The organism is Salinicola tamaricis (assembly GCF_003006155.1).
Classification (GTDB): domain Bacteria; phylum Pseudomonadota; class Gammaproteobacteria; order Pseudomonadales; family Halomonadaceae; genus Salinicola; species Salinicola tamaricis.
The window spans coordinates 662,074-687,247 of sequence record NZ_CP023559.1 but is presented as its reverse complement, the minus strand read 5'-3'; the positions used below and the strand labels follow the sequence as shown (position 1 = coordinate 687,247).

Here is a 25,174-nt window from a genome sequence, read left to right as displayed (position 1 = left end):
GTCGTCGCCGTGCGCCCGAGGGTCGCGGTGGATGCGGCTCGCCTTGGTCTGCGGCAATCCAGACGCGATCTTAATCGTTTAAGTTCGCAGCCAAGTTATGCCACTTCGTCGCGGCGGCTCAACCCGGACTTGGTTGTAAAGACACCAGCGATGAACGGCACGATCTGCTGCCGATAACCCCGACGCGAGCGCGTTAGGACCTTGTCACAGCGCCTTTTGTCGATGTTTTCACACGCTCTTAAACGTTTAAGTTCGCCTTGCGTCACGTCTCGCAGATATCGCCACTCCCGGGCCAGGGCTGGGGGCCCGGAATCGGCCCCGGGGAGGGCGGCGCGGCGCTACCGCCGAGCTGGCGGAGAAGCGCCAGGCGGGCGAGGGGGACGACAACAACCACAACAGGAGCATGTCATGTCCAGATCAGCGATCGATGTGATCGAACGTTCTCGGCTATGCCGCCCGCGTCGGGCGAGCCGGGGGTTTCGCAAGACCGGGCTCGCCATCGGGGTGGCGCTGGCCTCCCTAGGGGCGGTCTCTTCGGCGCAGGCGCAGTCTGACCAGAGCCTGGAAGCGCGCCTGGCGGCGCTCGAAGCCAGAGTGGCCGCGGCCGAGCAGCGTGCGGCCACCGCCGAACAGCGTGCCAATCTGGCCGAGCAGAAACTCGATTCGCTCGAGGATCAGTCCCTCGATACGCGCCTTGCGGCGGTCGAGAGCCAGGCCGAGACCCGCGGCGCCGAGGCGGCCAAGAACGCTGACGATGGTCTCTCGTTGAGTGTTCTACGCGCGCTCCGGGCTGCTGCTCGCGACGACGGCAAGAGCGCTCCCGGCGGCCCCGGTCTAACGCCGGCCGGCGCCACGGGCGGTAACGTAGGGCGGCTGGGCAACGAGCCGGATACTTATGTCGAGACCGTGCTCAACTACCACCAGACCTTCGACAACGGCGCCAAGTCGCTCTATCGCATGATGCTGGCGGACGGTACCACCAGCAGCAACGACTGGACCGCCGATGAGTCACAGCTCAACGTGCGCCAGGCGTTCGTCGAGTTCAGCGATCTGCCCAGCTTCACCGGTCCCTTCGAGAACGCCAAGATCTGGGCCGGCAAGCGCTTCGACCGCAACAACTTCGACATCCATTGGCTCGATACCGATTTCATCTTCCTCGCCCGGTACCGGTGCCGGTATCTACGACGTGGCGGTCAACGATGACTGGAGCACCAACCTCACGCTCTACGGGCGCAGCTTCAGCGACTTCCCGGTGGTCAGCAGCGAGAATCCGGATCTGACCGGTAGCACCGATGCCCTGATTCTCTCCACCAATAACTACATCGGCCCGTTCCAGTGGATGCTCAGCGGTCTCTCCGCCAACGATAACGACGAGCGCGACCCGGCAGCCGCGCCAGAGCGGCGGATCATGGCTTCCATGGCATGCTCGCCTATCACGGTGACAGCTTCTTCGGGGTCAGTGAGGGCAATACCGTCGCCGCGCTGATTCATGGCGAAGGACTGGGGCCGAGGTCAAGGCGTTGGGCTCCGACGGCAACCTGACCGATGACGCCAAGACCACCCGGCTGGGCCTCTACGGCACTACCTACGTGGCACCGCGCTGGCGTGTGGCTCCGGCGGTGCTGGCCCAGACCAGCGACGACCGTTACGCCAACGGTGACAGCTACGACTGGGCCACCTTCAACCTGCGTTTCGCCAACGAGCTGACCCAGAACTTCGAGATGCAGTACGAAGCCAGCTACCAGTGGATGGATCTCGATCCCAAGGGCTACAAGGGGCGTAACGCGGTAGAGGGCGGCTACACCCGCTTTACCCTGGCGCCGACCTTCAAGCCCCAGGTGGGCGGTTTCTGGCAGCGCCCGGAGATCCGCGTATTCGCCAGCTACAGCGACTGGGATAGCGAGCTCAACAACTTCGCCGGCGATGACGCCCTGGGTAAAGACAACTTCACCGGCGGGCAGTGGACCTTCGGTACCCAGATGGAGGTGTGGTTCTAGACCTCAGCCGACCTGGCTCGGGCCCGCCGTCAGCGGCGGGCCGCATGACCCGACACCCCGCCGATCGTGATCGGCGGGGTGTCGCGTTTCAGACATGCCGGGCAGTGCTGGCCGCGAGAGCGGAAAAGCGGTGCGGGGTCAGCTGAACGAGAGCAGCAGCAGGATCAGCGGCGGTGAGAGCAGCGAGAGCAGAAAGCCGCTGACGATGGCCACTGGCACGCAGGCGATGCCGCCGTGCTTCTGGATCACCGGCAGGGTGAAGTCCATCGCCGTGGCGCCGCTGTAGCCGATTGCCAGCGGCACCGCGCCGCGGATGAACAGTGGCACCAGCAGAAAGGCCAGAAGCTCCCGAGCCAGATCGTTGAAGAAGGCCGCCCCGCCCAGCACGGGGCCGATCTGGTCGCCGATCAGAATCCCCGAGAGCGAATACCAGCCAAAGCCTGCGGCCAGCGCCATGCCCTGGTTCCAGGGCAGCGCCAGCAGCGGCGCGGCGAGCAGTCCGGCGAGCAGCGAACTCACCAGTACCACGCCGGCGATCGCCAGCCCCAGCCGGTTGAGCAGAATCTGGCGCAGCCCGAGCCCTGAATTGCGCAACTGGCAGCCGATCAGGCCGAGCAGGGCATAGAGGGTCCAGGTAGCCAGGGTCTCGGCCTGGGCCGCCGGGTGCCAGCCGAGCAGGCGCATGCCCGCGCCGAGCAGCACGCCGAGCGCGACCACGGCGCACAGCAGCACCGAGCCCTTCATTGCCTGCCACTTGCCCAGCGGCGGCGCATCGTCACCGGCGATGCGCTCGACCCGTGCCAGCGGCCGCCGCGATAGCCACCACAGGGCGAGCAGATTGAGCGGCGAGATCACCAGGAACAGGGTGGTCGCGGTGGCACCGATGGTCGAGAGCTGCCCCAGCAGGTTCTCCATCCCGCCCGGCCGACGCCCATCAGCAGCAGATGACGTAGACCGAGGCGCTGACGCCGCGGTCGATGCCGGGCGCACGCCGGCGTGCCGGACCGGTATCAGATAGCCGACGATCAGGCAACAGTATCCACAGCAAGCCCAGCAGCATGGCGACCTCGGCGACATGAACAATGAAAACGGGCGCCCTGTTGGGGCGCCCGGTTGACGAGTCGAAACTGTAATTCGAGACGCTACGTCATTCAACTCCCTTGTCTTGCGGGAAACTGACATCGAGCAGGGTGAGCTGACTGCGCTGCTCGCCGTCACGCACATAGCGGCTGGCCAGCAGCAGGCCGGGCACGCGCGGTCGAAGGTCAGGAACAGATGGCGGCCACGCTTGTCCGGGTCGGCGTCCCAGGTATCGACGCTGACCCCGGAAACTTGCCGGCCGGCGTGGTGACCTCCTTCTCGCGGTCACCCGATAGAAGAGCGTCTTGTCACGCCCCTTGTGGTCTTGATAGGTGAGCTGGCAGGGCGACACCTGATCGCTGCGGCAGCGCGCCTCGGGGGCCGTGCGCGCAAGTTCGAACAGCGCAGTCTGGCGGTCGGGCAGGCGTTTCAGTTGCTTGGCGTTCAGATGGTAGTCATCGCCGATTCCCAGCAGCGAGTAGCCGGAGGTGTAGTCGAGAGCCTGCACGCCATCGCCCTTTACGGTGAAGCGCCCGCGCTCCTTGCCGTGGGCGATCTTGACACTGGCCTGCATCGCGCTCTCCCAGGCGTCGCCGTGCCGGCTCAGGCGATGGGTGATCGTGGCATCCGGCCAGCCGCTGATGGCCAGGCGGTAGTGTGCCACGAAGGGCGTTGGTGCGCTTTGCGCCAGCGCCGTGGTCGTACCGAACAGCAATAGGGCGAGTGACAGTAGCATCGAGGTGAGAGTGGACATCGTCTGAACTCAGGCTGGAGGCTTGGCTCTGTTGATACCGGTTTGGGCCAAAGGTTCACGCGTGCCGATGATGGGGGCCGCATTTCATGCGCATTCGATATTAGCCCCCTGCCCGCGATCACGCCGTGGGTTTGGCCTCCTCCAGGGCATCGTCCACCGGATCCTCCAGCGGCTGGCCCGCCTCGTCCTGGAGCTGGTAGGCGTAAGCGCCCTCCAGTCCGGCCTCCTCTTCGGGCTCCTCCTGGGCCTCGGTGATATAGCCGGGATAGAAGGGCGAGAGGATAGCGACGACGATGCCCAGTGCGGCGATCAACGAGAAGGCGTAGGTGTAGTCGAACAGGTCGATCAAGCGCCCGATCACCGGCGAGCCGTCGCCTGGCCCAACGCACGGCCATGAAGGGAAACACCGGGCCCGCCGACAGGCGCCCCGGCAACAGGCGGATACCGGTCATCAGATAGAGCCCGGTCAAGCTCATGTAGGAGAGGCCGAAGATCAGTGCCGAAAAGAGCGTCAGCCCGGGCTGCGACGGGTTGGCTGCCAGCAGCAGCATGCTGGCGGCGAGCATCATCACTCAGCGCCTGAGTGATCGGCGGATTGTTGCGGTCGGCGAGATCGGCGACCACGGCGCCACCCAGACCCGCCACGCCCACCGCGAACCAGAGCCAGCCGGTGGTGCCCGCCGAGCCGCCACCGAGGGTGATCACAGGTCGGGGGCGAAGATCCAGTACGCCGACGAGACGAAGCCCATCAAGAACGCGAACAGCGACAGGCGGATCAGCCGCGACCAGGGCAGCTCACCGAGCGGCGGCGGTGGGGCGGCGTTGGCGGGCGTCAGCCGCGATACCGCCGGCAGGAAACCAGGTCGCGCACAGGCCAACGATGGCCAGGGCAGTGAAAGAGGTAGGCCGTGCGCCAGGCGCCGGTCATGACGATCACCGTGGGCACGGCAACCATGATGCCGATGCTGGTGCCCGCGTTCATGAACGAGCTGACCCGCGCATGCAGAGTGCGCTTGACCACGGCCTGCATGCGGTCGTCAGTGCCGGCATCACATCAGCCCGGTGCAGATACCGCAGGAGAAGACGCCGATACCCAGGGTGATGGCGCTCGCCGCCTGGCTGATGAGCGCCAGGCCGGCGACGCCGAAGCTGGTCGAGATCATCGCCGCATAGCGTGCGCCCAGGCGGTTGGCGAGTATCGGGGCGAAGCCGTTGGAGAGCAGGAAGCTCACCAGCGGCAGCGCGCCGATCACCCCGATGGTGTAGGTGGTGAGACCCAGGTCGTCGCGGATCTGCGGCACGAAGAGCCCGAATGCGAAACGCGCCACGCCATAGCTGATGGCGATGAGCACGGCGCCGAACGCCGCGAAGCTGGTGCTGGAGATGTCTCTCATCGCGTTCACCTCTACTAGGCGTTCGTGAACGACGCCTGACCTGTGGCCTGATCGATGCGCCGGGGGCGGTCGCTCAGCCGCAGCCAGCCCGAGGGGCGCTCCCCGCAGTGTGGATGAGACCCGCCCGGGGGTGAAGAGGGCAGCGGCGGCTGAGTTCGACCGCGGCGCGATCGCAGTGTCGGGTGTCGTCGGTGGCTACGTTCAGTACTTGGCGTCGCGTGTGACCGGCCTCAAATATTGCGCGACTGGCTGACGCAACGCCGGGACCATTGGTATCGTCCAGTGAGCCAGCAGCGGCCAGCGCGTTTGCAGAATCTGAAGTAAGTGCGGCCGCTACAGGCTCGTCAATGGCGCACTCAAGTCCAATCGCTTTCCGATTTCAGTATTGTGATACCCCACTATGAGCAGGCGTACGTAGTCCGCCCGCAGCGCTATATGATTTGGGTTGGCCAGCGGTGTTTTCGTCAGATTGTTATAGCGGCGACCGCAATCATGGCACTGGTACTCTGTGTTGCGCCGGCTCGTCACCAGTTGGGTCGATGAAGAACCGCATTAGGCGCAGTGTCTATCGGTTAGCGTCCTGAGGTTGGTGAGCGCCATTATACATTGTTCCAGGGCTTCCTCGGCTTCGGTCGTAAGCGCCGAGATATCGGTGGACTGGTGATCCTCCCACCAGCGGTAAAGCTCAGAGTCGTACTCCGCCAGGGTCGCCGTAAAGGCGCGGCTCCAGGTCATGGATGCCTTGTCGCTGATATCCAGGAAGTCAGCGATTCTCTCCTGGGGAAAGCCCTGAAAGCGGTAATTCATCCACGGCTTCCATTTCTCCTCCAAGCGAAGCCGGCTCAGCGGCGTACCTGTTAAAACATTGAACTGCTTGGTGCAGTTGTGGCAGCGGTAGCCATCGCGACGTCGCCTATAGGTACCGGCGGGCGCGACCAGATAGATCGCGCGGCTTGCGCAGTCGGGCAGGCGTCGGGGCGCTGCTGGGCAGCGTGGCCAGATAGGTGAGAAAACTCCGCGCCGCCGGGCGCAGCGACGCCGGCAGCAGTGCCAAGGCGGAGCGTGACAGCATGGGGCCGGATCGTCTCTGAGCGTCAACCTCTCGGCGGGACGCCGAATGTCGCAAACGGTGTCGGACCGGCGGTCGCCATACGCAATAGGCCCTCCTTTATATAATGACGTGACGAGTCCCATGCCTGATGGATTGGTGCGTCGGATAAATTCATATTAGCGTGACGGGATGTCGTTTTAACCCCGTAGCCCCTCCGCTATTCGGGTGTTGCGCAGGTAAATTGGCTGCAAACGCGGATAGCTCACGCGAGCTGTAGCATATCTCCTACAAATATTTATCGCATGATGCGTTATCCTGTCCCCTCTGACCATCGCCGACCCCGCGATCAGTATAGCGAACATGTCCAAGGACCTTCTCGATCTCTTCGATATCGCCGACACCGCCCTCGTGCCTCATCGGCTAGTGGTTGAAGAGCGCCTCAGCGCGTTCGCGCTCTGTCGCGACCGACTGCCCGACTGGGCCGAACTCCAGGTGTGAGTGGAGCTATGAGTCGAGATCAAAGCCCTGCCCGAATGGAATGCACCCATGGCACTTAAGTACTGGGCCGGTGGCCTCGCCCTCGCTGCGATTGTCGTCGTGGCCGGCCTCGCCAAACGGCAAGCGACTCACCCTGACGGTGACGCAGGCCACGTCCGCACCAACGAAAAAGCCCCATCGAGGATGTCGGCTTTGAGGGGCTGGCCTGAGCCGGCTTCCGGCACTCTTATGTTGGGTGATGTCATGCCCACTGGCGCCGAGCGCAATCGTCTGCGTCTGCGACTACCGGCTGGCGCTGGTGGCGCTTGCGAGCTGACCGTCGAGGCGCCCGATCAAAATGGCCACGCCTTGGTCTGGAAACCCCGGCTCGGCGAGCACTGGATTGCCGGCCAGTTGGTCGAGACACCGGCCGGGACCCAGGATTGGGAATTGAGTACCGACGACGGCCGACGCCAGTATTTCTATGGCATCGACGTCGCGACTCACCTGCACTGCGATGGTGCGCCGCGTTGGCACAGCGCCGAACACGACAGCGATACCCCTTGGGTGGTGGATATCGGCCACGTGCTGGGCCACCGTCCCGATCCGGCTATGCCGGCCGACCGGTTCTTCGAACGGATGCGTTTTCTCAGCTCACGTGGCCTACCGCTAAGGCCCATGCGGCACGACCGGCGCATCAACCCCAGCGAGGCCGACGCGATTCGCGAGATGCGTGAGTCCCGACTCGATCATTACATGACACCCGACGGCCGCATCCGCTTCTGGGGCCGCGTACACCGCATTCGCTGGGTAGAGCTGTCCGGCACGCCGATCGACCGACGTTGGCACGACCGCCTGGAGAGTTACCAATGAACATGCTGCCCCGGATCGTTCGCATGGGCCTGCTCGTCGGACTGCTGGTCGCCGGCAGCGCCCAGGCCGCGACCTACTGGCTAGACAAGCATTTCGACAAGGTTCCCCGCAGCCAGGCGCGTTACCGTGCTGTGGTCAGCGAGACGCGCGAACAGCCGGGCTGGCCGATCACGATACGGCGCGTCGACGGCGGGCGTTACATGAACGCCTATGTCGACAACCCGAAACTGAACGGCAATTACAAGATGGTGGGCCCGTACCGACAGTACCGCGACAGCGGAGATCGGGCGTTGATCGAAACTGGCCAGCGCAACGCTAAAGGCCAATCGACCGGCACGATCACCTTCTACGATCGCCAGGGCCATCTCGATCGCAAAGCCGAATACGCCCACGGCAAGCGCAACGGCCCGACGCTGGAATATGACGAAGACGGTGAGGTCTATCGCACCACCGAATATGTCGACGGCAAGAAAGAAGGCCCCAGCAAGAGCTTCCGCGACGGCGTTCTCCAGAGTATCGAGCCTTATCGAGACGATCTGCGGGAAGGGGCGGCGGAATATTATTATCGACCTGATAAACAGCGCGCCGATGGACAAGAGCGGCGGCTACGCCTGCGGATTCACTACAAGAATGGGAGAAGGAACGGCTGGACGCGAGCCTGGAACGACCAAGGCCAGCTGTTATCCGAAACGCATTACGACCACGGCAGTAAAGACGGCGTCGAGCGAGCCTTCATCTACAACGACGACGGCGATCGCAGCCTGGTCGCGATCGCCCACTATAAAGCCGGCAAGCGTGTCGGTGTGACCGAGGATTTCTATCGTCACGAACGCCGGATCTATGCCGACGACGGCAGCGAGCGTTGATCGAGGAAGCGGATATCAACCCGGAAACCGGCAAGCCGCTACGTCGTGAGCGCAAGCTCGGCGAGGGCGACCAGGCCCGGACCGTGACGGAAACCTACTATCGCGACGGCTATCTGGCCATGCGCCAGATCGATAATCGTCACGGAGGTCGGCGGGTGCTCTATCGATTCGCTGGGGACGGGCGACTGATCATGCGGCGTGAACGCGTCCACGGGCGCAAGGTCGGCCGCTTCGCTGAGGAAACATATGTCGGTACGATCGAACGGGGCCGCTACGATGACAAAGGTAATCGCGCTGGCCTGGTCATCGAAACCTTGGACGGCGAGGTGATGGCAAAAGGCCATTATGTCGACGATGAGCGCAGCGGCGACTACGTTCGCTACGATGCCCTGGGTCGTGTGATCGAACGCGGTGTCTATGTGCAGGGCAAGCGCAGTGGCGATTGGCGGATCCACAGTGACAATCATTACGACCAGATATGGAAAGGCCGCTACGAGGCCGGTCGCCGGGTCGGTCACTGGCGTGTCGTCGATCAAGACGGCCGGTTGCTCGGTGCCGGCGACTACGACGACCAAGGCGCCGAAGACGGGGTCTGGGTCATCTACGACGACGACGGCGGCATCCGTGACTGTCCGCGCTACGATCATGGCAAGCGAGGCGACACCCCCGACTTCGACGCTGAGGATACCCCTAGCGCCGCCGAATACTGTCGCAATCGCCTACCTGACTGGGCTCGATCCAAGACCTGAACCCGTGTTGGATTGGAGCAGCTAATGAATGCTCCATCAGTTTTACAAATTCCTCTCCGGAGAGGGGTGGTCCATGCTAGCCGTTTACGCGAGCCACAGAGCAGCCTCTTTGTGTATGACCATTAACGGTTTTGTCTCGGCAGTCGGGGTGCGTTGCATCGTCGGTGAATACGTTCAATAGCCGGCATCGGGGTCGATGGTCTCGACCGCCTCACCACGGGATAGCCGGCCCAGGGCCTCGGCGACCTGATCGGCGGCGGCGCCGATCGGCGTGGGGCCGGCCATGTGCGGGGTGATCAGAATACGCGGGTGGCGCCATAGCGGGCTTTCGGCCGGCAGCGGCTCCTGCGGGAAGGCGTCGAGCAGCGCTCCGCGTAGGCGGGCGTCGTCGTCGGCCTCGCCGCTGCCGAGGGCGTCGAGCAGGGCGGTTTCATCGATCAGGGTGCCGCGCCCGGGATTGATCAGGCTGGCGCCCATGGGCAGCCTGGCCAGGGTATTGCGGTCGATCAGGTGACGGGTGGCCGGGGTGTCCGGCAGCAGCGTCACCAGCGTCATGACCTGACCGAGCAGGGTGTCGAGGCCGGCATCGCCATGGTGGCAGGTGATGCCCTCGAGCTGCTTGGGCGAGCGGCTCCAGCCGTGAACGGGGTAGCCGTCGGCGGCCAGCATCTGCGCCACCCGGGTACCGATTGCGCCCAGGCCGAGGATGCCGATACCCCATTCGGCCTTGTCGACCACCGGGACCTCGCGCCAGCTCTGCGTGCGCTGCTGGCGCTGGTAGCGGTCGAAGTCGCGCTGGAAGTGGAGCACGCCGTAGCGCACGTAGTCGCCGATCAGCTCACCCATGCCGGCGTCGCGCAGCTTGACGATGGGAATCTCTCGCGGCAGCGCAGGGTTGTTGAGCAGGGCGTCTACCCCGGCACCGAGATTGACGATACCACGCAGCCCGCGCTGTTCTTCGAACAGCGAGGCTGGCGGCTTCCATGCCACCAGATAGTCGACCTGGGGGTTGCCGTGATCGGCGCCCAGGTGGAATTCGGCTTCGGGCAGACGCTGGGCGAGTACGTCGCGCCACTGCGCGGCATCCTGGTGATAGATCAGTACCTGCATGTTGCCTCCTGGGCGCAGTGGGTAGACATAGGTCGCCGGGCAGGAGCCGTGCCGCGGCGGTAGCAAGAAGCCTGGGTACGATGGAAAACCTTTCGACGCGGGTGATCGGCAGCTTGGAGGCGTGCCCCAGATAATCTGGCACTCATTTCATGAAGAAAAACAAAAAGTATCCGAACATGAAGCATGCCCAGTAGTCTGCCTGAAGCGTGCCGTTCGTCATTCTCTTGCCCAGCCTGTGAGTTCGCGCACCTTGCACAGGCAACGCCCGACAGCGACGCTGCAAAAGAGCTCGTCCAGCGGCGTGATAGGTTGGGTAAGTGTCAGCGCCCCAGACAGCAGCCGATGTTTACAGTTGGCCGATCGTTCAGCGGCACTCCGATAGTCGTCACCTTTTCAGCTCATGTTGACCTGATATTTCCCCTCTCACCCCGCGCCCGATGACGGGCGTGGGGTGTGTCTTTACCCACCCTATACCCTATACCCTATGCCTTGTCTGGGCGATGAAAGACGAGGGTGATGACCACAGAAGAGGCCGCCAGGGCCGACATCAGCATGAATGCCTCGGTGAAGCCGCCGCTTTGCCCCACGATCCAGCCGGTCAGGGCCGGAGCCAGAAAACCCGAGATCGCGAAGCCGAAATCCATGATGCCGAGCGCCGTGGCGGAACGATCGCGGGTGACGTCGATATTGACGGCGTAGAATGCCGCGTTCGCGCCCATGGAGGCAGCGACGGCAATAGTGATCAGGATCAGCGCAAGCGTCAGATTGTCAGTGAAGGCGACCGGCAGGATCATCAGCGCTGCCAGACCTTGGGTGGCGGCAATCAGATAGCTTCGGGCAATGCGTAGCTTGCCGGTGCGCCGCAAGAGCATATCCGACAAGTTGCTGAGCAGGATCAAGGCCAAGGCAGCGGCAAGCCAGGGGGCGACAGAGAACCATCCGACGCTGGTGATCGATAGTTCGAAGGTGCGTTCCAGATACCCCGGCAGCCAGGTCATGAAGAAGAACAGGAAGTAGCCGAACACGAAGAACGCCCAGTTGTTCGCCATGAGCGTGCCGTTGGTCAATAAGTCTGCCCAGCTCGTGCGTTCGCGCGGCGCATCGGTGGAATGCGCGTCTGGCGTAGGCGTTGGCTGGTCTGCGATGACGGCGATTTCGGCGGCATTCACCCGGCTGCTGTCCTGGGGACGATTGCGAAACAGCACCCACCACAACGGCATCCACAGGAGGCTGACGGCGCCGAGCAGGATGAACATTTCGCGCCAGCCCGTGATCGCGGTGAGATAGGAGACGACCGGCGCGCCGATCGCCAACGAGACAGGCACCGCGACCAGCGAATAGCCGAGGGCGCGCCCCCGCTCCCGTCCCGATAGCCAGTGTGTAATGGCGCCGGTTTGGCCGGGAAACATCGGCCCTTCGGCCAGGCCGAGCGCGGCGCGCGCGACAAGAATGAGAAGAAAACTGCTGGCCATGCCGACCAGGGCGGTTGCCACCGCCCAGGCGACAACCGAGACCGCCAGAACGATGCGCGCACCGAACCGGTCGACCAGAATGCCGCCCAAGAGGGTTGTGACGGCATAGCCTATCCCGAAGGCGCCGAGAATCATGCCCTGCTGGGCATCGCTGAGGTTCAGTTCCTTCGACATCGGTCCGATGGCGTAGGAGATTGCCGAGCGATCGATATAGTTGATGAGGATAATCGCGGCGAGCATCGCAACGATGACCCAGCGAAAGTGTGACGCGCCGCGTGATAAGGAGGCGTGTTGAGTGGATGTCTTCATTATCTTCCTCCTTCGAGCCCCGGCATATCAGCCAGATCCCGATAGTGTCAGCCGCAACAGTGGAAAGCTCGGTCTCCCTACATGGCATTGGGCGTCTGCGCATGTCTTGACTTCACATCGCCGACGCCATATCGCTCACTTAAAGTCGCGGTATCGGTTGCCCGGCCGAACATGACAATGTGACAGTTGGTTACTGAGAAAATTCACTCCCATGAAAAGCCCAAGCGTCCAGGCTTGTGTGCCGAGTCAGCCGATCACGCTGACGCGTCCGGTGATTAGCGCACAGGCTTCGCTGAAGGTCAGTCAGCCCCAGGAAGCCTGTCGCGCGGCGCTGCGCAGGCGGCAGAGGAAACGATCCGTTACATCATAAAGTCAGCATCATCAAGATCGTCAATGTCTCGATTCCGGCAATCGGAAAGCCCCCGAGGATGAGGCCGACCGGCAACCGGTTCAGTAGACGATTTCCAGCATCGGTGGCGCGCTTCGCCGATCAGCCGGGCGAGTATGTCGAGGGCGTGGGCGAGCCGCCCCAGGTCGCTCTCGGCGCCCAGGCTGAGACGCACGCGCTGCGGCGCCGGTGTCTGCGCGACCAAAAACGGCTGCGCGGTGGTGATCGCCACGCCCTCCTGGCGCGCCTGCTGCTTGAGCTCCTCGGCGCGCCACGGTGACGGCAGCGCGATCCAGGCGTGCAGGCTGCTGGGTCGTGCATCGATGGCGTGGCCGGCCAGGCGGCGAGCGGTCAGTGATTGGCGTTCGGCAAGCAGTTGGCGCTGTTCATGCGCGAGCGTATCGATCATGCCGTTGGCGAGCCAGTAGTCGGCCAGCTCGAACACCAGCGGCGTCGCCATCCAACTGGTGGCGCGCAGGCGCGGCAGGGTGTGGTGCATCTGCCCGCGGGGCACGCTGAGATAGCCGGCGCGCAGTCCGGGTACGGTGGCCTTGGTCAGGCTGGTGACATGGAAGCTCTGCAGCGGCAGGCGCGCGGTGAGCGGGGTCAGTCCCGGCGGTTCGAGCAGGGCATGGACGTCGTCCTCGATCAGCCACACCGTGGCGTTCGAGCACCCGGGCGACGGCGTCGCGCCGGGCGTTCTCCATGGTCGCACCGGTCGGGTTGAGCTGGGTCGGGGTGAGGCATACCGCCCGCGGGCGGTGGCGCACGATGGCCGCTTCCAGGGCTTCGGGTATCACGCCCTGGCGGTCGATGGCGACCCCACGTAGCTGGAAACCGAGGGTGCGCGCCAGCGAGATCAGGCCGTGGTCGGTGAGCGACTCGGTGAGCACCACGTCACCGTGCTGGACCACGGTGGCGATCGCCAGCATCAGGCCGTGGGCGGCACCATTGCAGAGCAGCCGCTCCTCTACCTCGCCGGGCACCCCTAGGCGCTCGCGGAGCCAGGCATCGGCGCGTTCGCGCTGGTGGATCAAGCCGGCGATCGGACGGCAGGCGCCGATCACGTCGGCGTGGGCGGTACGCGCAAGCTCCGCCAGGGCTTCGCGGAAGCGCAGATGGTGAGATGGCAGACACACCGGATGGGCGATCGAGAGATCGATCAGGCTGTCGTCGGCGAGGGTGGCCGGCGCGCGCAGAAACTCGTTTTCGGTATCGCCCTCGGTATCGCGGATCCAGGTACCGCTGCCGACCCGGGCCTGCACCAGGCCACTCTTCTCCGCCTGCTCGTAGGCCCGTGACACGGTCTGCACGCTGACACCCAGGGTCTCCGCCAGTTCGCGGTGGGTGGGGAGTCGCATACCCGGCGAAATGGCGCCGTGGCGCAGCGCCTCGGCCAGTGCGCGGGCAATTGCGAGGTACTTCGGCCCCTGGGTCGATAGATAGGGTGTGAGGTCGATTGTCATGATGCAATAAAGCCTTTGACGCCAGGACGCGCGACGATGCTACTATCGCCCTTGATGCATTGACCGCTAATTGTCCTGATTTTTACAAGAATCGATCATGACAATTTCACATCCGGTCGGCAAGCGGTAGGACAGGCCGGTGCTCGGCGCGCTGGCAGCCTGCGTCCTGATAATTCGGTCCCGTTAGTCGAGTGGCTCCATGTTCCAGGTTTCCCTGCCTTTTTCGCGTGAAGAGTACGCCAGCCGTTTGCACAAGGTGCGCGTGTCGATGGCCAACCGTGGCCTCGATGTGCTGATCGTCAGCGACCCCTCCAACATGGCCTGGCTGACCGGCTACGACGGCTGGTCGTTCTATGTCCATCAGTGCGTGCTGGTGGGACTGGAAGGGGAGCCGGTGTGGTACGGCCGGCGTCAGGATGCCAATGGCGCCTGGCGTACCTGCTGGATGCACGAGGAGCGGGTGCGCTACTACCCCGATTACTACGTGCAGAACCCGGACATGCATCCGATGGAATACCTGGCCCAGTCGGTACTGCCGGAGTATGGCTGGCATACCGGCAGCATCGGCCTGGAGATGGACAACTACTACTTCTCGGCGCGGGCTTACACCAGCCTGGTCAAGGAGCTGCCCCACGCCCAACTGAGCGATGCCACTGCACTGGTCAACTGGTGTCGTGCGATCAAGTCGCCGCAGGAGGTCGCCTACATGCGCGTGGCGGCACGCATCGTCGAGGGCATGCACTCGCGCATCCTGGAGATGATCGAGCCGGGCCTGGCCAAGAGCAAGTTGGTCTCCGAGATCTACCGCGTCGGCACCGAGGGCTGGACCGACCCCAACGGCGTGGTGCATGGCGGCGACTATCCTGCCATCGTGCCGCTGCTGCCCACCGGCAGCGACGCCGCCGCACCTCACCTGACCTGGGACGACACCCCCTTCCGCCGCGGTGAGGGCACCTTCTTCGAGATTGCCGGCTGCTACAAACGCTACCACGCGCCGCTGTCGCGGACGGTCTTCCTGGGCACGCCGCCCAAGGAGTTCCTGCGCGGCGAGTCGGCGCTGCTCGAGGGGATCGAGAACGGCCTCGCCGTGGCTAAGCCCGGCAATCGCTGTGCCGACATTGCGCTGGCGCTGGGCGCGGCGATGGACAAGTACGGCTTCGACCGCGGCGGCGCGCGCTGTGGCTATCCCATCGGCATCAGCTATCCGCCGGACTGGGGCGAGCGCACCATGAGCCTGCGCCCCTCCGACGAGACGATCCTCGAGCCGGGCATGACGTTCCACTTCATGCCGGGCATGTGGATGGACGACTGGGGCCTGGAGATCACCGAGAGTATCCTGATCACCGAGAAGGGCGCCGAGCCGCTGTGCGAGTTTCCGCGACAGCTGTTCGTCAAATACGCGCCGATCTTTCGCCGAACCGCTTGTCTTCGGCAGCGTTTCGTCAACCAGGGGCGTGTCGACGCGGTCTGAGGTTCTGTGCGAAATGTCATCTTTCAAGGATGCGTTCAGCGGCCAGGCGCCGAGGACGCGCCACCCGTTTCAGTGAGGAGAGTTAGCATGCCCGCATCCCTGCGTCCCAGTCCGATCAGCGCCAGCGTCGACTTCGACGCCCAGGGCGTGCAGCACGGTTTTCTCAAGCTGCCGATCTCGGTGGACGAGTCCGCCTGGGGTGCGGTGATGATCCCGATCACCGTGGTCGCCAACGGCGAAGGGCCGACGGCGCTGCTCACCGGCGGCAACCATGGTGACGAGTACGAGGGCATCACCGCACTGATGAAACTCGCCAACAGTCTGAAGGCGGGTGATGTGCACGGGCGGGTGATCATCGTGCCGATGATGAACGTGCCGGCGGCGGAAGCCGGCAAGCGCACCTCGCCGCTGGACGGTGGCAACCTCAACCGCAGCTTCCCCGGCGACCCCGACGGCAGCGTGACCAGCCAGATCGCCGACTACTTCACCCGCGTGCTGGTGCCGATGTGCGACGTCGCGCTCGACCTGCACTCCGGTGGCCGCACCCTGGATATCGTGCCCTTCGCTGCCGCCCATCGCCTCGACGATCTGGAGCAGGAGCGTGCCAGCCTGGGCGGTGCGGTAGCCTTCGGCGCGCCCTACGCGATGATGATGTTCGAGCTCGACGCCACTCGGCTCTACGACACCGCGGTGGAGTCCCAAGGCAAGACCTTCGTCACCACCGAACTCGGCGGCGGCGGCACCTCGACCCCGGCCAGCCTGGCCATCAGCGAGCGCGGCGTGCGCAACTTCCTGATCCACTACGGCTTGATCGAAGGTGAGCTGGAAACCGCCGACGAGCCGATGATCTACGTCGATATGCCCAATGCCAGCTGCTATGTGCAGAGCGAGCATGCCGGGCTGCTGGAGCTTACGGTGTCGCTGGGGGAGATGGTCAAGCAGGGCGACGTGCTGGCGCGAATCTATGACATGACCCGTACCGGTGCCGAGCCGGTCGAGTATCGCGCCCAGCGCGATGGCGTACTGATCGCCCGCGCTTCCCGGCCAAGGTCGGCATGGGTGACACCATCGCGGTGGTCGCGGAGGTGGTGCAGTCGTTGGAGAGAGATTCGTTCTCGACCCCGAAGCCGGTCGAATGAGACTCGACCGCTACGATCTCAAGATCCTGGCGATCCTGAGCCGCGACGGGCGTATCACCAAGTCGCGCCTGGCGGAGGCGATCAACCTCTCCGTCAGCCCCTGCTGGGAACGGGTCAAGCGGCTCGAGAAGGCGGGTGTCATCCGCGGCTACAGTGCGCGGATCGACACCGACGTGCTGGTCAAGCTGACCCCGGTGTGGGTCCAGATCGAGCTCAAGCAGCACAACGCCGAGAGCTTCGCGCGCTTCGAGCGTCTGGTCGAAGAGAGCGACGCCGTGGCCGAGTGCTTCGCCATCGGCGGCGGCATGGATTACCTGGTCAAGATCGAGCTGGAGAGCATCGACGCCTACCAGCGGCTGATCGATGCCTGGCTGGTGTCGGATCTCGGCATCGAGCGCTACTTCACCTATATCGTCACCAAGACGGTCAAACGCCACGGGCCGCCGGCACTGCCCGACCCCGAGGGCTGAGGGGAAGGCTTCCTGGGTTTGGATGCCAGCTCCGCCCCCCCCTCACCGGCTTGCCAGGTGTGTCGTTCACATCAGAAGAACCCGGCATATGCCGGGTTTTCTGCGTCTGGGCGTTAGGCTTTGTACGAAAACTACCTGCGCTCGGCAATACGGCGTTAAAAATCGGCTCAAAATGCTCATTTACACCCCGTAAACTCCGCGTCTTCGCCGATTTTTTCCTTGTCTTGCCTTCGCTCGCTGACTTTTCGTTCAAACCCTAGTAAGAGCATCCGGGACGACAGCGGCGGGGGCACCGTCTATCCGCTCTGGCTATCCGGGGTGAGCCGGGTGTGAGAGGTATTCTCTTCTTGGGCGCGCCCGGTTTGAACCGGCTCGGGGCCGAGCAGCAGCACCGCCACCGCGGCGATCGCGGCCCCCAGGGCCATGACGATCGCCACCGCCTGCAGGTCGAGATCGAGGGTGAACAGCACCCCGACCACGATCGGCGACAGCGCCGCACCGCCGCGGCCGACGCCGATCGCGAAGCCGGTGCCCGAGGCGCGCTGGGCGGTCGGGAAGCGCTGGGCGAAGAGCGCGTAGAGGCCGACCACGCCGGCGTTGGTGCAGAAGCCGGTCACCGCGACCAGCAGCGAGATGCCGGCCAGCGAGTCGGCACCGTGGCCGAACAGTGTCACCATGATCACCGACAGGCAGAGTGCGGCGATGGTGAGGCGATGGATCGGCAGATGGCGCCCGAGCAGCCCCAGCAGGGCACCGCCCAGGGCGCCGCCGATATTGGCCCAGACCAGCACGCCGGCGGCGTTGGCGGGGTCGAATCCCATGCCGACGACGATCTGTGGCACCCACTTGAGGATGAAGTAGAAGGTGGCGATGTGCATGAAGTAGGCCAGCGTCAGCAGCAGGGTGACGCGGATCAAGCCGGGACCGAACAGCGCCAGCGGCGAGTCGCCACCGCTCCGGGCCGGCGGTGCCGGTAGCCGCGCCACCTTGGCGTGGCCGAGACGACGCAGTTCGCGGTTGATCTTGTCGAGCGCCCCGGCGGGGCGGCGCTGGCACAGATAGGGCACGGTCTCGCGCAGCAGCCAGGCGGTGAGCGGGATCATCAGTGCGGTCACCAGGGCGCCGAAGTAGAACACCGCGCGCCAGTCGAACAGCCGCAGCAGCTGAGCGGCGATGGTGCCGCCGACGATGGCGCCCAGTGGATAGCCGATCGCCATCAGCGAGACGCACAGGTTGCGGCTCTTGTGGTTGGCGTACTCGGCGGCGGTGGCGTTGATCGAGGCGAGCATACCGCCGATGCCGACCCCGGTGAGCACGCGCCAGGCGCCCAGCTCCGCCACGCTGCCGGCGCGCGCTGCCATCAGCATGCCGAGCGCCATCAGCAGCAGGCAGCCGAGGTTGACCGGGCGCCGGCCGACACGATCGGTCACCCCGCCGAGCAGGATCGAGCCCAGTGCCATGCCGATCAGCTCCATTGCCAGCACCACGCCGAGCTCGGCGCGGTTGATCCCCCACTCGGCGACGATACCCGGTGCGGCGAAACTGATCGCCAGCACGTCGAAGCCATCCAGCGCATTGAGTGCGACCGTGGTCGCCACGGCCAGAATCTGGGCGCGGCCCATCGGGGCCTCGTCGAGCAGCTTGCGCGGATCGATGTCAGCGGCGGTGTCCAGTGTCATGCCCTTTCCCTCCTGGGGGTGAAACGACGTGCGTCAGTCACGGATACCCTGACGGCTGGTGTCGATCACCACGCGGCCGTGGCCGGCGATGCGCGAGACGCAGGTACACAGCTTGTCGTCGGCGGCGTGCTGGCGGGCGCTGAAGTAGACGTCGCGGTGGTCGATGCTGCCCTCGTGGCTGACCACATCGACCGCACACAGGCCGCACTCGCCGCGCTGGCAGTCGTAGAGCGCCTCGATGTCGTGGTCGAGCAGCGACTCCAGCAGTGAACGGTGGGGCGGCACCTCGAAGCTGATCCCGAGATTGCGCACGCTGACCTCGAACGTCTCCTCCGGGCGCTCGCCGCCGTTGGCGAAGGTTTCGTAGCGCAGCGCCCACGGCGGCCGCGCCTCGGCTTCCCACAGCGCGCGGACATGCCGGCGCAGGCCCGCCGGGCCGCACAGATAGGCTTCGCCGGCCGAGTCGAGTGCGGCCACCGCGCGTTGGATCGCCGGGGCCGCGCTGGCCGAATCCGGGTACACCTCCAGCGCCGCGCCCAGCGCCGAGAGCGCGGTGGCGAAGTGCTCGCGGGCACTGTCCCGGGAGACATAGATCAGGCGCAGGCGCTTGCCGGCGCGGTGGAGCGCCAGCGCCATGCCGTAGAGCGGGGTGATGCCGATACCGCCGGCGATCAGCAGATATTCGGGGTTGGCGAACGACAGCGGGAAGTGGTTGGCCGGCGCGGCGATGGTAAGCGGGTCACCGGGGGCGAGCTGCCACAGGTGCTCGCTGCCACCGCGGCTATGGGCCAGACGCTTGACCGCGAAGCGGTAGACGCCGGCGTCGCCGGCCTCCTCGAGCAGCGAGTAGTGGGGTCTGGGGGTGGCCATCGAATTCGAGCTGCAGCGGCAGATGGCTACCCGGGGTGTAGGGCGCGGTCGCGCCGCTGTCCGGGCGCACCTCGAACAGGCGGACGTCGCTGCCCAGGTCGTGACAGCGCGCGAGGGTGGCCGGCTCCCAGCGGGGCGGGGTGTGGACCGAAGGCAGGCTGCGAGGGTTCATGGGACTCTCCTGGCCGCACGCGGCGGAATCATGGTTGACGGATCAGCGCACCGCCACTGACGGCATTCAGCCCGGCGGGATGGGCGAGGGCGCTGTCCAGGTTGCGCTGGGCGATGCGCGCGTGCTCGCGGGCGATCTGCTCGGCCCGCGCGCCCTCACCGGCGGCGAGGGCGTCGACCAGGCAGCGGTGCTGATCGTTGGCGATGAACAGGATGCGGTGGGCGGAGGCGGAGTGGGCGTAGCTCATGACGAAGGCGCTGGGCGAGGCGAAAGGCAGATTGCCGATGCGCTCCAGCGCCTCGCTCAGCGCCATGCTCTCGGCAAGGGCGAGCAGATGCTGGTGGAATTCGCCGTTGAGCGTGACATAGCGATTCAGCGCCTCCTCGTCGAGCTGCGCCTGGGAGACGATGGTGTCGATGTGCTCCACCAGCCGGTGCAGGGGGGCCAGGCGTGACGCCGGGTGGCGCGCCTCGGCCGCCTGACGCGCGGCCAGCCCTTCCAGGGTGCCGCGGATCTCGATCGTCTGCTTGAGGTAGTCGGGGGAGAAGCCGCGCACCGCATAGCCGCCGCGCTCGGCGGCCTCGACCAGCCCCTCGTGTTCGAGGCGGACTAGGGCCTCGCGCAGCGGCGTGCGCGAGACCATGAGTCGAGTCGCCAGCGTCGGCTCCCACAGACGCTCGCCGGCGCTCAGGGTGCCGTCGAGAATCCAGTTGCGCAGGGTCAGTAGCGCTTTCAGCGATTGGCGCATGGTGGTCGCGTCCTCAGGCCTGGCGCGCGAAGACGCTGGGCGTCGACGTCTGCTCGCCAGCGGGTGGCGTCTCCTCCGCGGCGATCAGGCGATCGATGATGCGCCGCGCCCACATCGCGCCGGCGTCGATGTTGAGGTTGTAGAACGGCGGGCGGTCGTACTTCGAGACCGCGATCTGCTGTGCCTGGAGCACCGCCTTGTCCTGGTCGTAGACCCCCTGGCCGTCGTTGACATGGGCGTAGTGCAGGTACTCGGTCCAGTTGGGATCGTCGATATGGTGATCGCGGACGAAATTCCAGAAGTAGTGGCAGCTGGTGGCGGTCTCCGGCGTCAGCGCCGCCAGGAAGTAGCCGGTCACACCGCGGGAGCGGTCTCCCTGCGGCGCGCCGGTGCCGGCTTCGGCCACGCCGACATCGCCGATGATGGTCGAGGGCGCCTCGAAGTGGATGTTGTGCCAGCGATCCACCGGCACGTCGCGGCCCAGCTGGCGGGCCCAGAAGGGCGGGGCATCGCCGTCGAGCATCCAGCGCTGGACGGTGACACTGCGCTCGTCGTGGGTGACGTCGAAGGGGGCGCGGGTGATCGAGTCGTGGCCGATACTGCCGGCGTGGACGAAGGTCTCGTGGGTGAGGTCGAGCAGGTTGTCGATCACCAGCCGGTATTCGCACTGCAGGCTGTAGAAGGTGCCGCCGCGGCCGGCCAGAGCGGGGTCGGCGTTCCAGTGGAAATCGGGAATGGTGGCGGTGTCGGCCTGGGACGGGTCTCCCATCCACACCCACACCAGGGCGTGGCGCTCGGCCACCGGGAAGCTGCGCACGCAGGCGGCGGGGTTGATCGTCTCCTGCGACGGCATGTGGGTGCAGCGGCCATGGGGGTCGAAGGCCAGGCCGTGATAGCCGCACACCACGCTGTCGCCATCCAGGCGGCCCAGCGACAGCGGCAGCAGGCGGTGCCAGCAGGCGTCCTGCAGCGCGGCGATCTGGCCGTCGCTTCTGCGATAGAGCACCAGGTCGGTTTCGCACAGCGTACGCGGCGTGAGCCGGTGCTGGATCTCATGGCCCCAGGCGGCGGCGTACCAGGCGTTCAACGGATAGCCACGGTTGGACATGGGTCATCTCCTCTCGGGTTCACGCCGTGACGTCGGTCGGCGGCTCGCGCGGTGGTCAGGGCGCGGGTGGTCAGTCCGGAAATCGGGGTGAATGGCACGGCGTGTATACATGAATACGCCTGAGTCCTCTTTCTGGCGACGATTTTGTGCGTTTTTTAGCCAAAAGATGTAGATATCAGGAGTTCGTGTATACAGGCGGAGTGTCCGTCCTGGCGCACGCCCATCGCGCCGAAAAAACCGCAAGTTACCGCGGCGCTTTCGAAAAAAAGCGCAAGCGTCAGGGCGGCGGGACAAAAAGTTTCTGCACGCGCTAACCCCTAAGCTGGGGGAACTCGGCAGCGCCAGAGGGGATATCTTCTCTGGCGCCGCCTGACCGTTACGCCCTCAGCGCCGCAGGAGGCGACAGCATGAAACTCAACGACCCGCGTCTTTTCCGTCAGTACGCCTATGTCGACGGCAAGTGGACCCATGGCAGCGAGGGTCGCGAGGAGGCGGTGGTCGACCCCGCCACCGGCGAGACCCTGGGCCACTGCGCACTGCTGGAAGCCGCCCAGATCACCGCCACCGTGACCGCCGCCGAGGAGGCCTTTGCCGCCTGGCGGGCGCTCAACGTCAATGTGCGCGCCGAGAAGCTCAACCACTGGTACCGCCTGCTGCACGAGCACAAGGAGGACCTCGCCTATCTGATGACCCGCGAGCAGGGCAAACCGCTCAAGGATGCCCGCGGTGAGGTCGATTATGGCGCCAGTTTCATCCAGTGGTTCGCCGAGGAGGCCAAGCGCGCCTACGGCATGACCATCCCCAGCCATATCCCCGATGCGGCCCTGGGTACGATCAAGGAGCCGGTGGGCGTGTCGGCGATGTTCACGCCGTGGAACTTCCCGCTGGCGATGATCACGCGCAAGGCCGGGGCAGCGCTGGCTGCGGGCTGTCCGGTGATCGTCAAGCCGGCCAACGAAACCCCTTACTCGGCGCTGGCGCTGGCCGAGCTGGCCGAGCGTGCGGGCATTCCGGCCGGGGTGTTCAACGTGGTCACGGGTGACCCGGCAACGGTCTCCGAGGTGCTGTGCAGCGACAACCGCATCCGCAACATCTCGTTCACCGGCTCGACCCGGGTGGGCAAGCTGCTGATGCGCCAGAGTTCGTCGAGCGTCAAGCGCATGTCGCTGGAGCTGGGCGGCAACGCGCCCTTTATCGTCTGCGACGACATGGACCCGGACGCCGCGGCCAAGCAAGCCGTGGCGGCCAAGTTCCAGACCGCCGGGCAGGACTGCCTCGCCGCCAACCGCATCTTCGTCCAGCGCGGTATCTACGACGCCTTCATCGAGCGCTTCGTCGCGCATATGGAAGCGCTCAGCGTGGGCAACGGGCTCGACGAGTGCGATATCGGCCCGCTGATCCATCGCCGTGCGGTGGAGATGGCCCAGGGCATCGTCGAGGATGGGGTGCGCCGCGGTGCGCGCAAGCTCGGCGGCGAGCGCTCGGCACCGGGGGCCAACTTCTTCGTCCCCACGCTGCTCGCCGACATCACCCCGGAGATGCGCGTGTTCCGCGAGGAGACCTTCTCGCCGGTGGCGGGTATCGGCGTGTTCGATAGCGATGACGAGGTGATCCGGCTGGCCAACGACACCGAGTACGGTCTCGCCGCCTACGTCTACACCCATGACGTGCGCCGCATCTGGAAACTGATGCGCGGGCTGGAGTACGGCATGGTCAGCGTCAACAGCGTCAAGATGACCGGCGCGCCGATCCCCTTCGGCGGCATCAAGCAGTCCGGACTCGGCCGCGGGCGGGGCCCAGGGGCTCGAGGAGTATCTCGATACCAAGTATTACTGTCTGGGTAATATGCCCTCGGCCAGTTCTTCTTGAGCCAACGCTGAATCGCTGACGGCGCTTCGCTGGCTCGTCTGGCGCCTACGCGCTGTCGCATGAGCGGTGTCGCGCCGTATCATCAGCGTCGCATAGCTTTATCACGCGGGTATCACACAAGGGTCACGGTGACCGCTGCGCCCGCCGGGAACCACCATCAAACACCATCGACAGTCGCGGTGGTGGTTCCGCCTTCAGCAAGGAAAACGTCATGACCGATACGCGTAGCCTGATCGACAACGATCGTCGCCACGTCTTTCACGCCTCCACCCACCTGCGCGACTACGCCCATGGCGATGCGCCGGGGCGTATCATCACCGGTGGCCAGGGGATCTCCATCGTTGACCGCGACGGGCGTGAGATGATCGACGCCTTTGCCGGGCTCTACTGCGTCAACATCGGCTACGGGCGTACCGAGATCGCCGAGGCCATCTACGCCCAGGCCAAGGAACTCGCCTACTACCACACCTATGTCGGCCACTCCAACGAGCCGCTGATCGCGCTCTCCGAGCGTATCGCCAAGCTCGCCGGCCACGGCCTCAACAAGGTCTACTACGGACTCTCCGGCAGCGATGCCAACGAGACCCAGATCAAGCTGGTGCGCTACTACCACAATGTCACTGGCCGGCCGCAGAAGAAGAAGATCATCTCGCGCCAGCGCGGCTATCACGGCTCCAGCATTGCCGCCGGTTCGCTCACCGGGCTGCCCGCCTTCCATCAGCACTTCGATCTGCCGATCGAGGGCGTGCTGCATACCGAGGCGCCCTACTACTACAGAAGACCGCGGGGCGAGATGAGCGAACGCGAGTTCTCCGCCTACTGCGCCGAGCAGCTGGAGGCGCTGATCCAGCGCGAGGGTCCGGAGACCGTGGGCGCCTTCATCGGCGAGCCGGTACTCGGCACCGGCGGCATCATCCCGCCGCCGGAGGGCTACTGGGACGCCATCCAGGCGGTGCTCGAGCGCCATGACATCCTGCTGATTGCGGACGAAGTCGTCAGCGGCTTCGGGCGCCTGGGCAGCGAGTTCGGCTTCCAGCACTACGGCATCCAGCCGGATCTGGTGACCATTGCCAAGGGGCTGACCAGCGCCTATCAGCCGCTTTCCGGGGTGATCGTCGGCGAACGGGTCTGGCAAGCGCTGGAGCAGGGCACCGGCGAGTACGGCCCGATCGGCCACGGCTGGACCTACTCCGGGCACCCGCTGGGCGCGGCGGCGGCGATGGCCAACCTGGACATCATCGAGCGCGAGAATCTGGTCGGCAACGCCGCCGAGACCGGCGCCTACTTCAACGCCCAGCTGGCCAAGACCTTCGGCGAGCACCCGCTGGTGGGCGACGTGCGCGGCCAGGGGCTGATGGCGGCGCTGGAGTTCGCGCCGAAGAAGGGCGCCTACACCCCCTTCGATCCGGCGCTCAAGGTCGGCCCGCGGGTCGCGGCAGCGGCACTCGAGGAGAACCTGATCGCCCGTGCCATGCCCAACGGCGACATCCTTGGCTTCGCGCCGCCGCTGGTGATCGACCGCGGCCAGGTCGACGAGGTGATCGCCCGCGCCAAGCGTGCCATCGACAAGGTGACCGACGAGCTGACGCGCAGCGGCGATCTACAGAGATGATTCGAAGCGCGGCGCTGAAGGTGTGATCTAGAGAGATGAGCCCCGGCGTC

General features: G+C 65.3%; 23 protein-coding genes and 3 pseudogenes. 9 read left to right on the top strand and 17 right to left on the bottom strand.

Annotation, left to right across the window (positions count from 1 at the left end; genetic code table 11):
• Positions 1–408: 408 nt before the first annotated feature.
• Positions 409–1,997: pseudogene (locus CN538_RS25900) on the top strand (carbohydrate porin).
• Between the two features lie 138 nt (positions 1,998–2,135).
• Here the strand turns inward: CN538_RS25900 and CN538_RS03030 are convergent.
• The 8 genes from CN538_RS03030 to CN538_RS20180 all read right to left on the bottom strand — a co-directional run bounded on the left by CN538_RS03030 (position 2,136) and on the right by CN538_RS20180 (position 6,297).
• Positions 2,136–2,912, bottom strand: a complete 777-nt coding sequence (locus CN538_RS03030) for a LysO family transporter (RefSeq protein ID WP_242495518.1) — start codon at positions 2,910–2,912, stop codon at positions 2,136–2,138.
• A gap of 19 nt (positions 2,913–2,931) precedes the next feature.
• Positions 2,932–3,057: a hypothetical protein gene (locus tag CN538_RS24020; protein WP_277985084.1), complete on the bottom strand. Its 126-nt coding sequence runs from the start codon at positions 3,055–3,057 to the stop codon at positions 2,932–2,934.
• An 87-nt stretch (positions 3,058–3,144) separates the two neighbouring features.
• Positions 3,145–3,831, bottom strand: a complete 687-nt coding sequence (locus tag CN538_RS03025) for a hypothetical protein (RefSeq protein ID WP_106418528.1) — start codon at positions 3,829–3,831, stop codon at positions 3,145–3,147.
• Between the two features lie 118 nt (positions 3,832–3,949).
• Complete coding sequence (locus tag CN538_RS21795; protein ID WP_242495517.1) at positions 3,950–4,192, bottom strand: hypothetical protein; 243 nt, start codon at positions 4,190–4,192, stop codon at positions 3,950–3,952.
• A gap of 471 nt (positions 4,193–4,663) precedes the next feature.
• Positions 4,664–4,861: a hypothetical protein gene (locus tag CN538_RS21790; RefSeq protein WP_242495516.1), complete on the bottom strand. Its 198-nt coding sequence runs from the start codon at positions 4,859–4,861 to the stop codon at positions 4,664–4,666.
• A gap of 19 nt (positions 4,862–4,880) precedes the next feature.
• Entirely contained in the window at positions 4,881–5,225 is a 345-nt protein-coding gene (locus CN538_RS21785) for a hypothetical protein (protein ID WP_242495515.1), read from the bottom strand.
• Between the two features lie 552 nt (positions 5,226–5,777).
• Entirely contained in the window at positions 5,778–6,032 is a 255-nt protein-coding gene (locus tag CN538_RS03015) for a hypothetical protein (RefSeq protein WP_106418527.1), read from the bottom strand.
• A gap of 106 nt (positions 6,033–6,138) precedes the next feature.
• Positions 6,139–6,297 carry a hypothetical protein gene (locus CN538_RS20180; RefSeq protein WP_164999498.1) on the bottom strand — a complete coding sequence of 53 codons (159 nt, stop codon included), beginning with the start codon at positions 6,295–6,297 and terminating at the stop codon, positions 6,139–6,141.
• A gap of 525 nt (positions 6,298–6,822) precedes the next feature.
• On the opposite strand from CN538_RS20180, the gene CN538_RS03010 reads away from it, so the two are divergent.
• From CN538_RS03010 to CN538_RS03000, 3 genes are read left to right on the top strand one after another with little or no spacing between them, the layout of a single operon-like run.
• Complete coding sequence (locus CN538_RS03010; protein WP_129591288.1) at positions 6,823–7,626, top strand: hypothetical protein; 804 nt, start codon at positions 6,823–6,825, stop codon at positions 7,624–7,626.
• Positions 7,623–8,492: a toxin-antitoxin system YwqK family antitoxin gene (locus tag CN538_RS03005; RefSeq protein WP_106418525.1), complete on the top strand. Its 870-nt coding sequence runs from the start codon at positions 7,623–7,625 to the stop codon at positions 8,490–8,492. Before CN538_RS03010 ends, CN538_RS03005 begins: the two co-directional genes overlap by 4 nt.
• Complete coding sequence (locus CN538_RS03000; RefSeq protein ID WP_106418524.1) at positions 8,489–9,241, top strand: toxin-antitoxin system YwqK family antitoxin; 753 nt, start codon at positions 8,489–8,491, stop codon at positions 9,239–9,241. Before CN538_RS03005 ends, CN538_RS03000 begins: the two co-directional genes overlap by 4 nt.
• A gap of 174 nt (positions 9,242–9,415) precedes the next feature.
• Here CN538_RS03000 and CN538_RS02995 read toward each other — a convergent pair whose 3' ends face one another.
• The 4 genes from CN538_RS02995 to CN538_RS02985 form a co-directional block, all read right to left on the bottom strand.
• On the bottom strand, positions 9,416–10,351 hold the full coding sequence (locus CN538_RS02995; protein WP_106418523.1) for a 2-hydroxyacid dehydrogenase: 936 nt from the start codon (positions 10,349–10,351) through the stop codon (positions 9,416–9,418).
• A 482-nt stretch (positions 10,352–10,833) separates the two neighbouring features.
• Positions 10,834–12,132 carry an MFS transporter gene (locus CN538_RS02990; protein ID WP_106418522.1) on the bottom strand — a complete coding sequence of 433 codons (1,299 nt, stop codon included), beginning with the start codon at positions 12,130–12,132 and terminating at the stop codon, positions 10,834–10,836.
• A 359-nt stretch (positions 12,133–12,491) separates the two neighbouring features.
• Entirely contained in the window at positions 12,492–12,965 is a 474-nt protein-coding gene (locus CN538_RS21780) for an aminotransferase-like domain-containing protein (RefSeq protein WP_242495514.1), read from the bottom strand.
• Positions 12,907–13,986 (bottom strand): aminotransferase-like domain-containing protein, encoded by a 1,080-nt coding sequence (locus CN538_RS02985; protein ID WP_242495513.1) that lies wholly within the window; start codon positions 13,984–13,986, stop codon positions 12,907–12,909. The genes CN538_RS21780 and CN538_RS02985 overlap by 59 nt, the downstream gene beginning before the upstream one ends.
• 199 nt (positions 13,987–14,185) lie before the next feature.
• Here CN538_RS02985 and doeA point away from each other — a divergent pair, with 199 nt between their 5' ends.
• The 3 genes and pseudogenes from doeA (at position 14,186) to CN538_RS02970 (ending at position 17,066) form a co-directional block, all read left to right on the top strand.
• Positions 14,186–15,457, top strand: a complete 1,272-nt coding sequence (gene doeA / locus CN538_RS02980) for an ectoine hydrolase DoeA (RefSeq protein WP_106418521.1) — start codon at positions 14,186–14,188, stop codon at positions 15,455–15,457.
• A gap of 87 nt (positions 15,458–15,544) precedes the next feature.
• Positions 15,545–16,596, top strand: a pseudogene (gene doeB, locus CN538_RS02975) (N(2)-acetyl-L-2,4-diaminobutanoate deacetylase DoeB).
• Positions 16,593–17,066: an Lrp/AsnC family transcriptional regulator gene (locus CN538_RS02970; RefSeq protein WP_106418520.1), complete on the top strand. Its 474-nt coding sequence runs from the start codon at positions 16,593–16,595 to the stop codon at positions 17,064–17,066. Before doeB ends, CN538_RS02970 begins: the two are co-directional and overlap by 4 nt.
• A gap of 296 nt (positions 17,067–17,362) precedes the next feature.
• On the opposite strand, the gene CN538_RS02960 is transcribed toward CN538_RS02970, so the two are convergent.
• From CN538_RS02960 to CN538_RS02945, 5 genes are read right to left on the bottom strand one after another with little or no spacing between them, the layout of a single operon-like run.
• Positions 17,363–18,745, bottom strand: coding sequence for an MFS transporter (locus CN538_RS02960; protein WP_106418518.1), 1,383 nt, complete (start codon positions 18,743–18,745; stop codon positions 17,363–17,365).
• A gap of 33 nt (positions 18,746–18,778) precedes the next feature.
• Positions 18,779–19,615: a PDR/VanB family oxidoreductase gene (locus tag CN538_RS02955; protein ID WP_106418517.1), complete on the bottom strand. Its 837-nt coding sequence runs from the start codon at positions 19,613–19,615 to the stop codon at positions 18,779–18,781.
• Complete coding sequence (locus CN538_RS19740; protein ID WP_129591287.1) at positions 19,527–19,787, bottom strand: hypothetical protein; 261 nt, start codon at positions 19,785–19,787, stop codon at positions 19,527–19,529. Before CN538_RS19740 ends, CN538_RS02955 begins: the two co-directional genes overlap by 89 nt.
• 28 nt (positions 19,788–19,815) lie before the next feature.
• Positions 19,816–20,535, bottom strand: a complete 720-nt coding sequence (locus tag CN538_RS02950) for a GntR family transcriptional regulator (protein WP_106418516.1) — start codon at positions 20,533–20,535, stop codon at positions 19,816–19,818.
• A 13-nt stretch (positions 20,536–20,548) separates the two neighbouring features.
• A complete protein-coding gene (locus tag CN538_RS02945) occupies positions 20,549–21,643 on the bottom strand; it encodes an aromatic ring-hydroxylating dioxygenase subunit alpha (RefSeq protein WP_106418515.1) in 1,095 nt (364 codons plus the stop codon).
• Positions 21,644–22,050: 407 nt separating this feature from the next.
• On the opposite strand from CN538_RS02945, the pseudogene CN538_RS02940 reads away from it, so the two are divergent.
• A pseudogene (locus CN538_RS02940) lies at positions 22,051–23,512 on the top strand (NAD-dependent succinate-semialdehyde dehydrogenase).
• A 211-nt stretch (positions 23,513–23,723) separates the two neighbouring features.
• Positions 23,724–25,124: an aminotransferase gene (locus CN538_RS02935; protein ID WP_106418514.1), complete on the top strand. Its 1,401-nt coding sequence runs from the start codon at positions 23,724–23,726 to the stop codon at positions 25,122–25,124.
• Positions 25,125–25,174 lie beyond the last annotated feature (50 nt).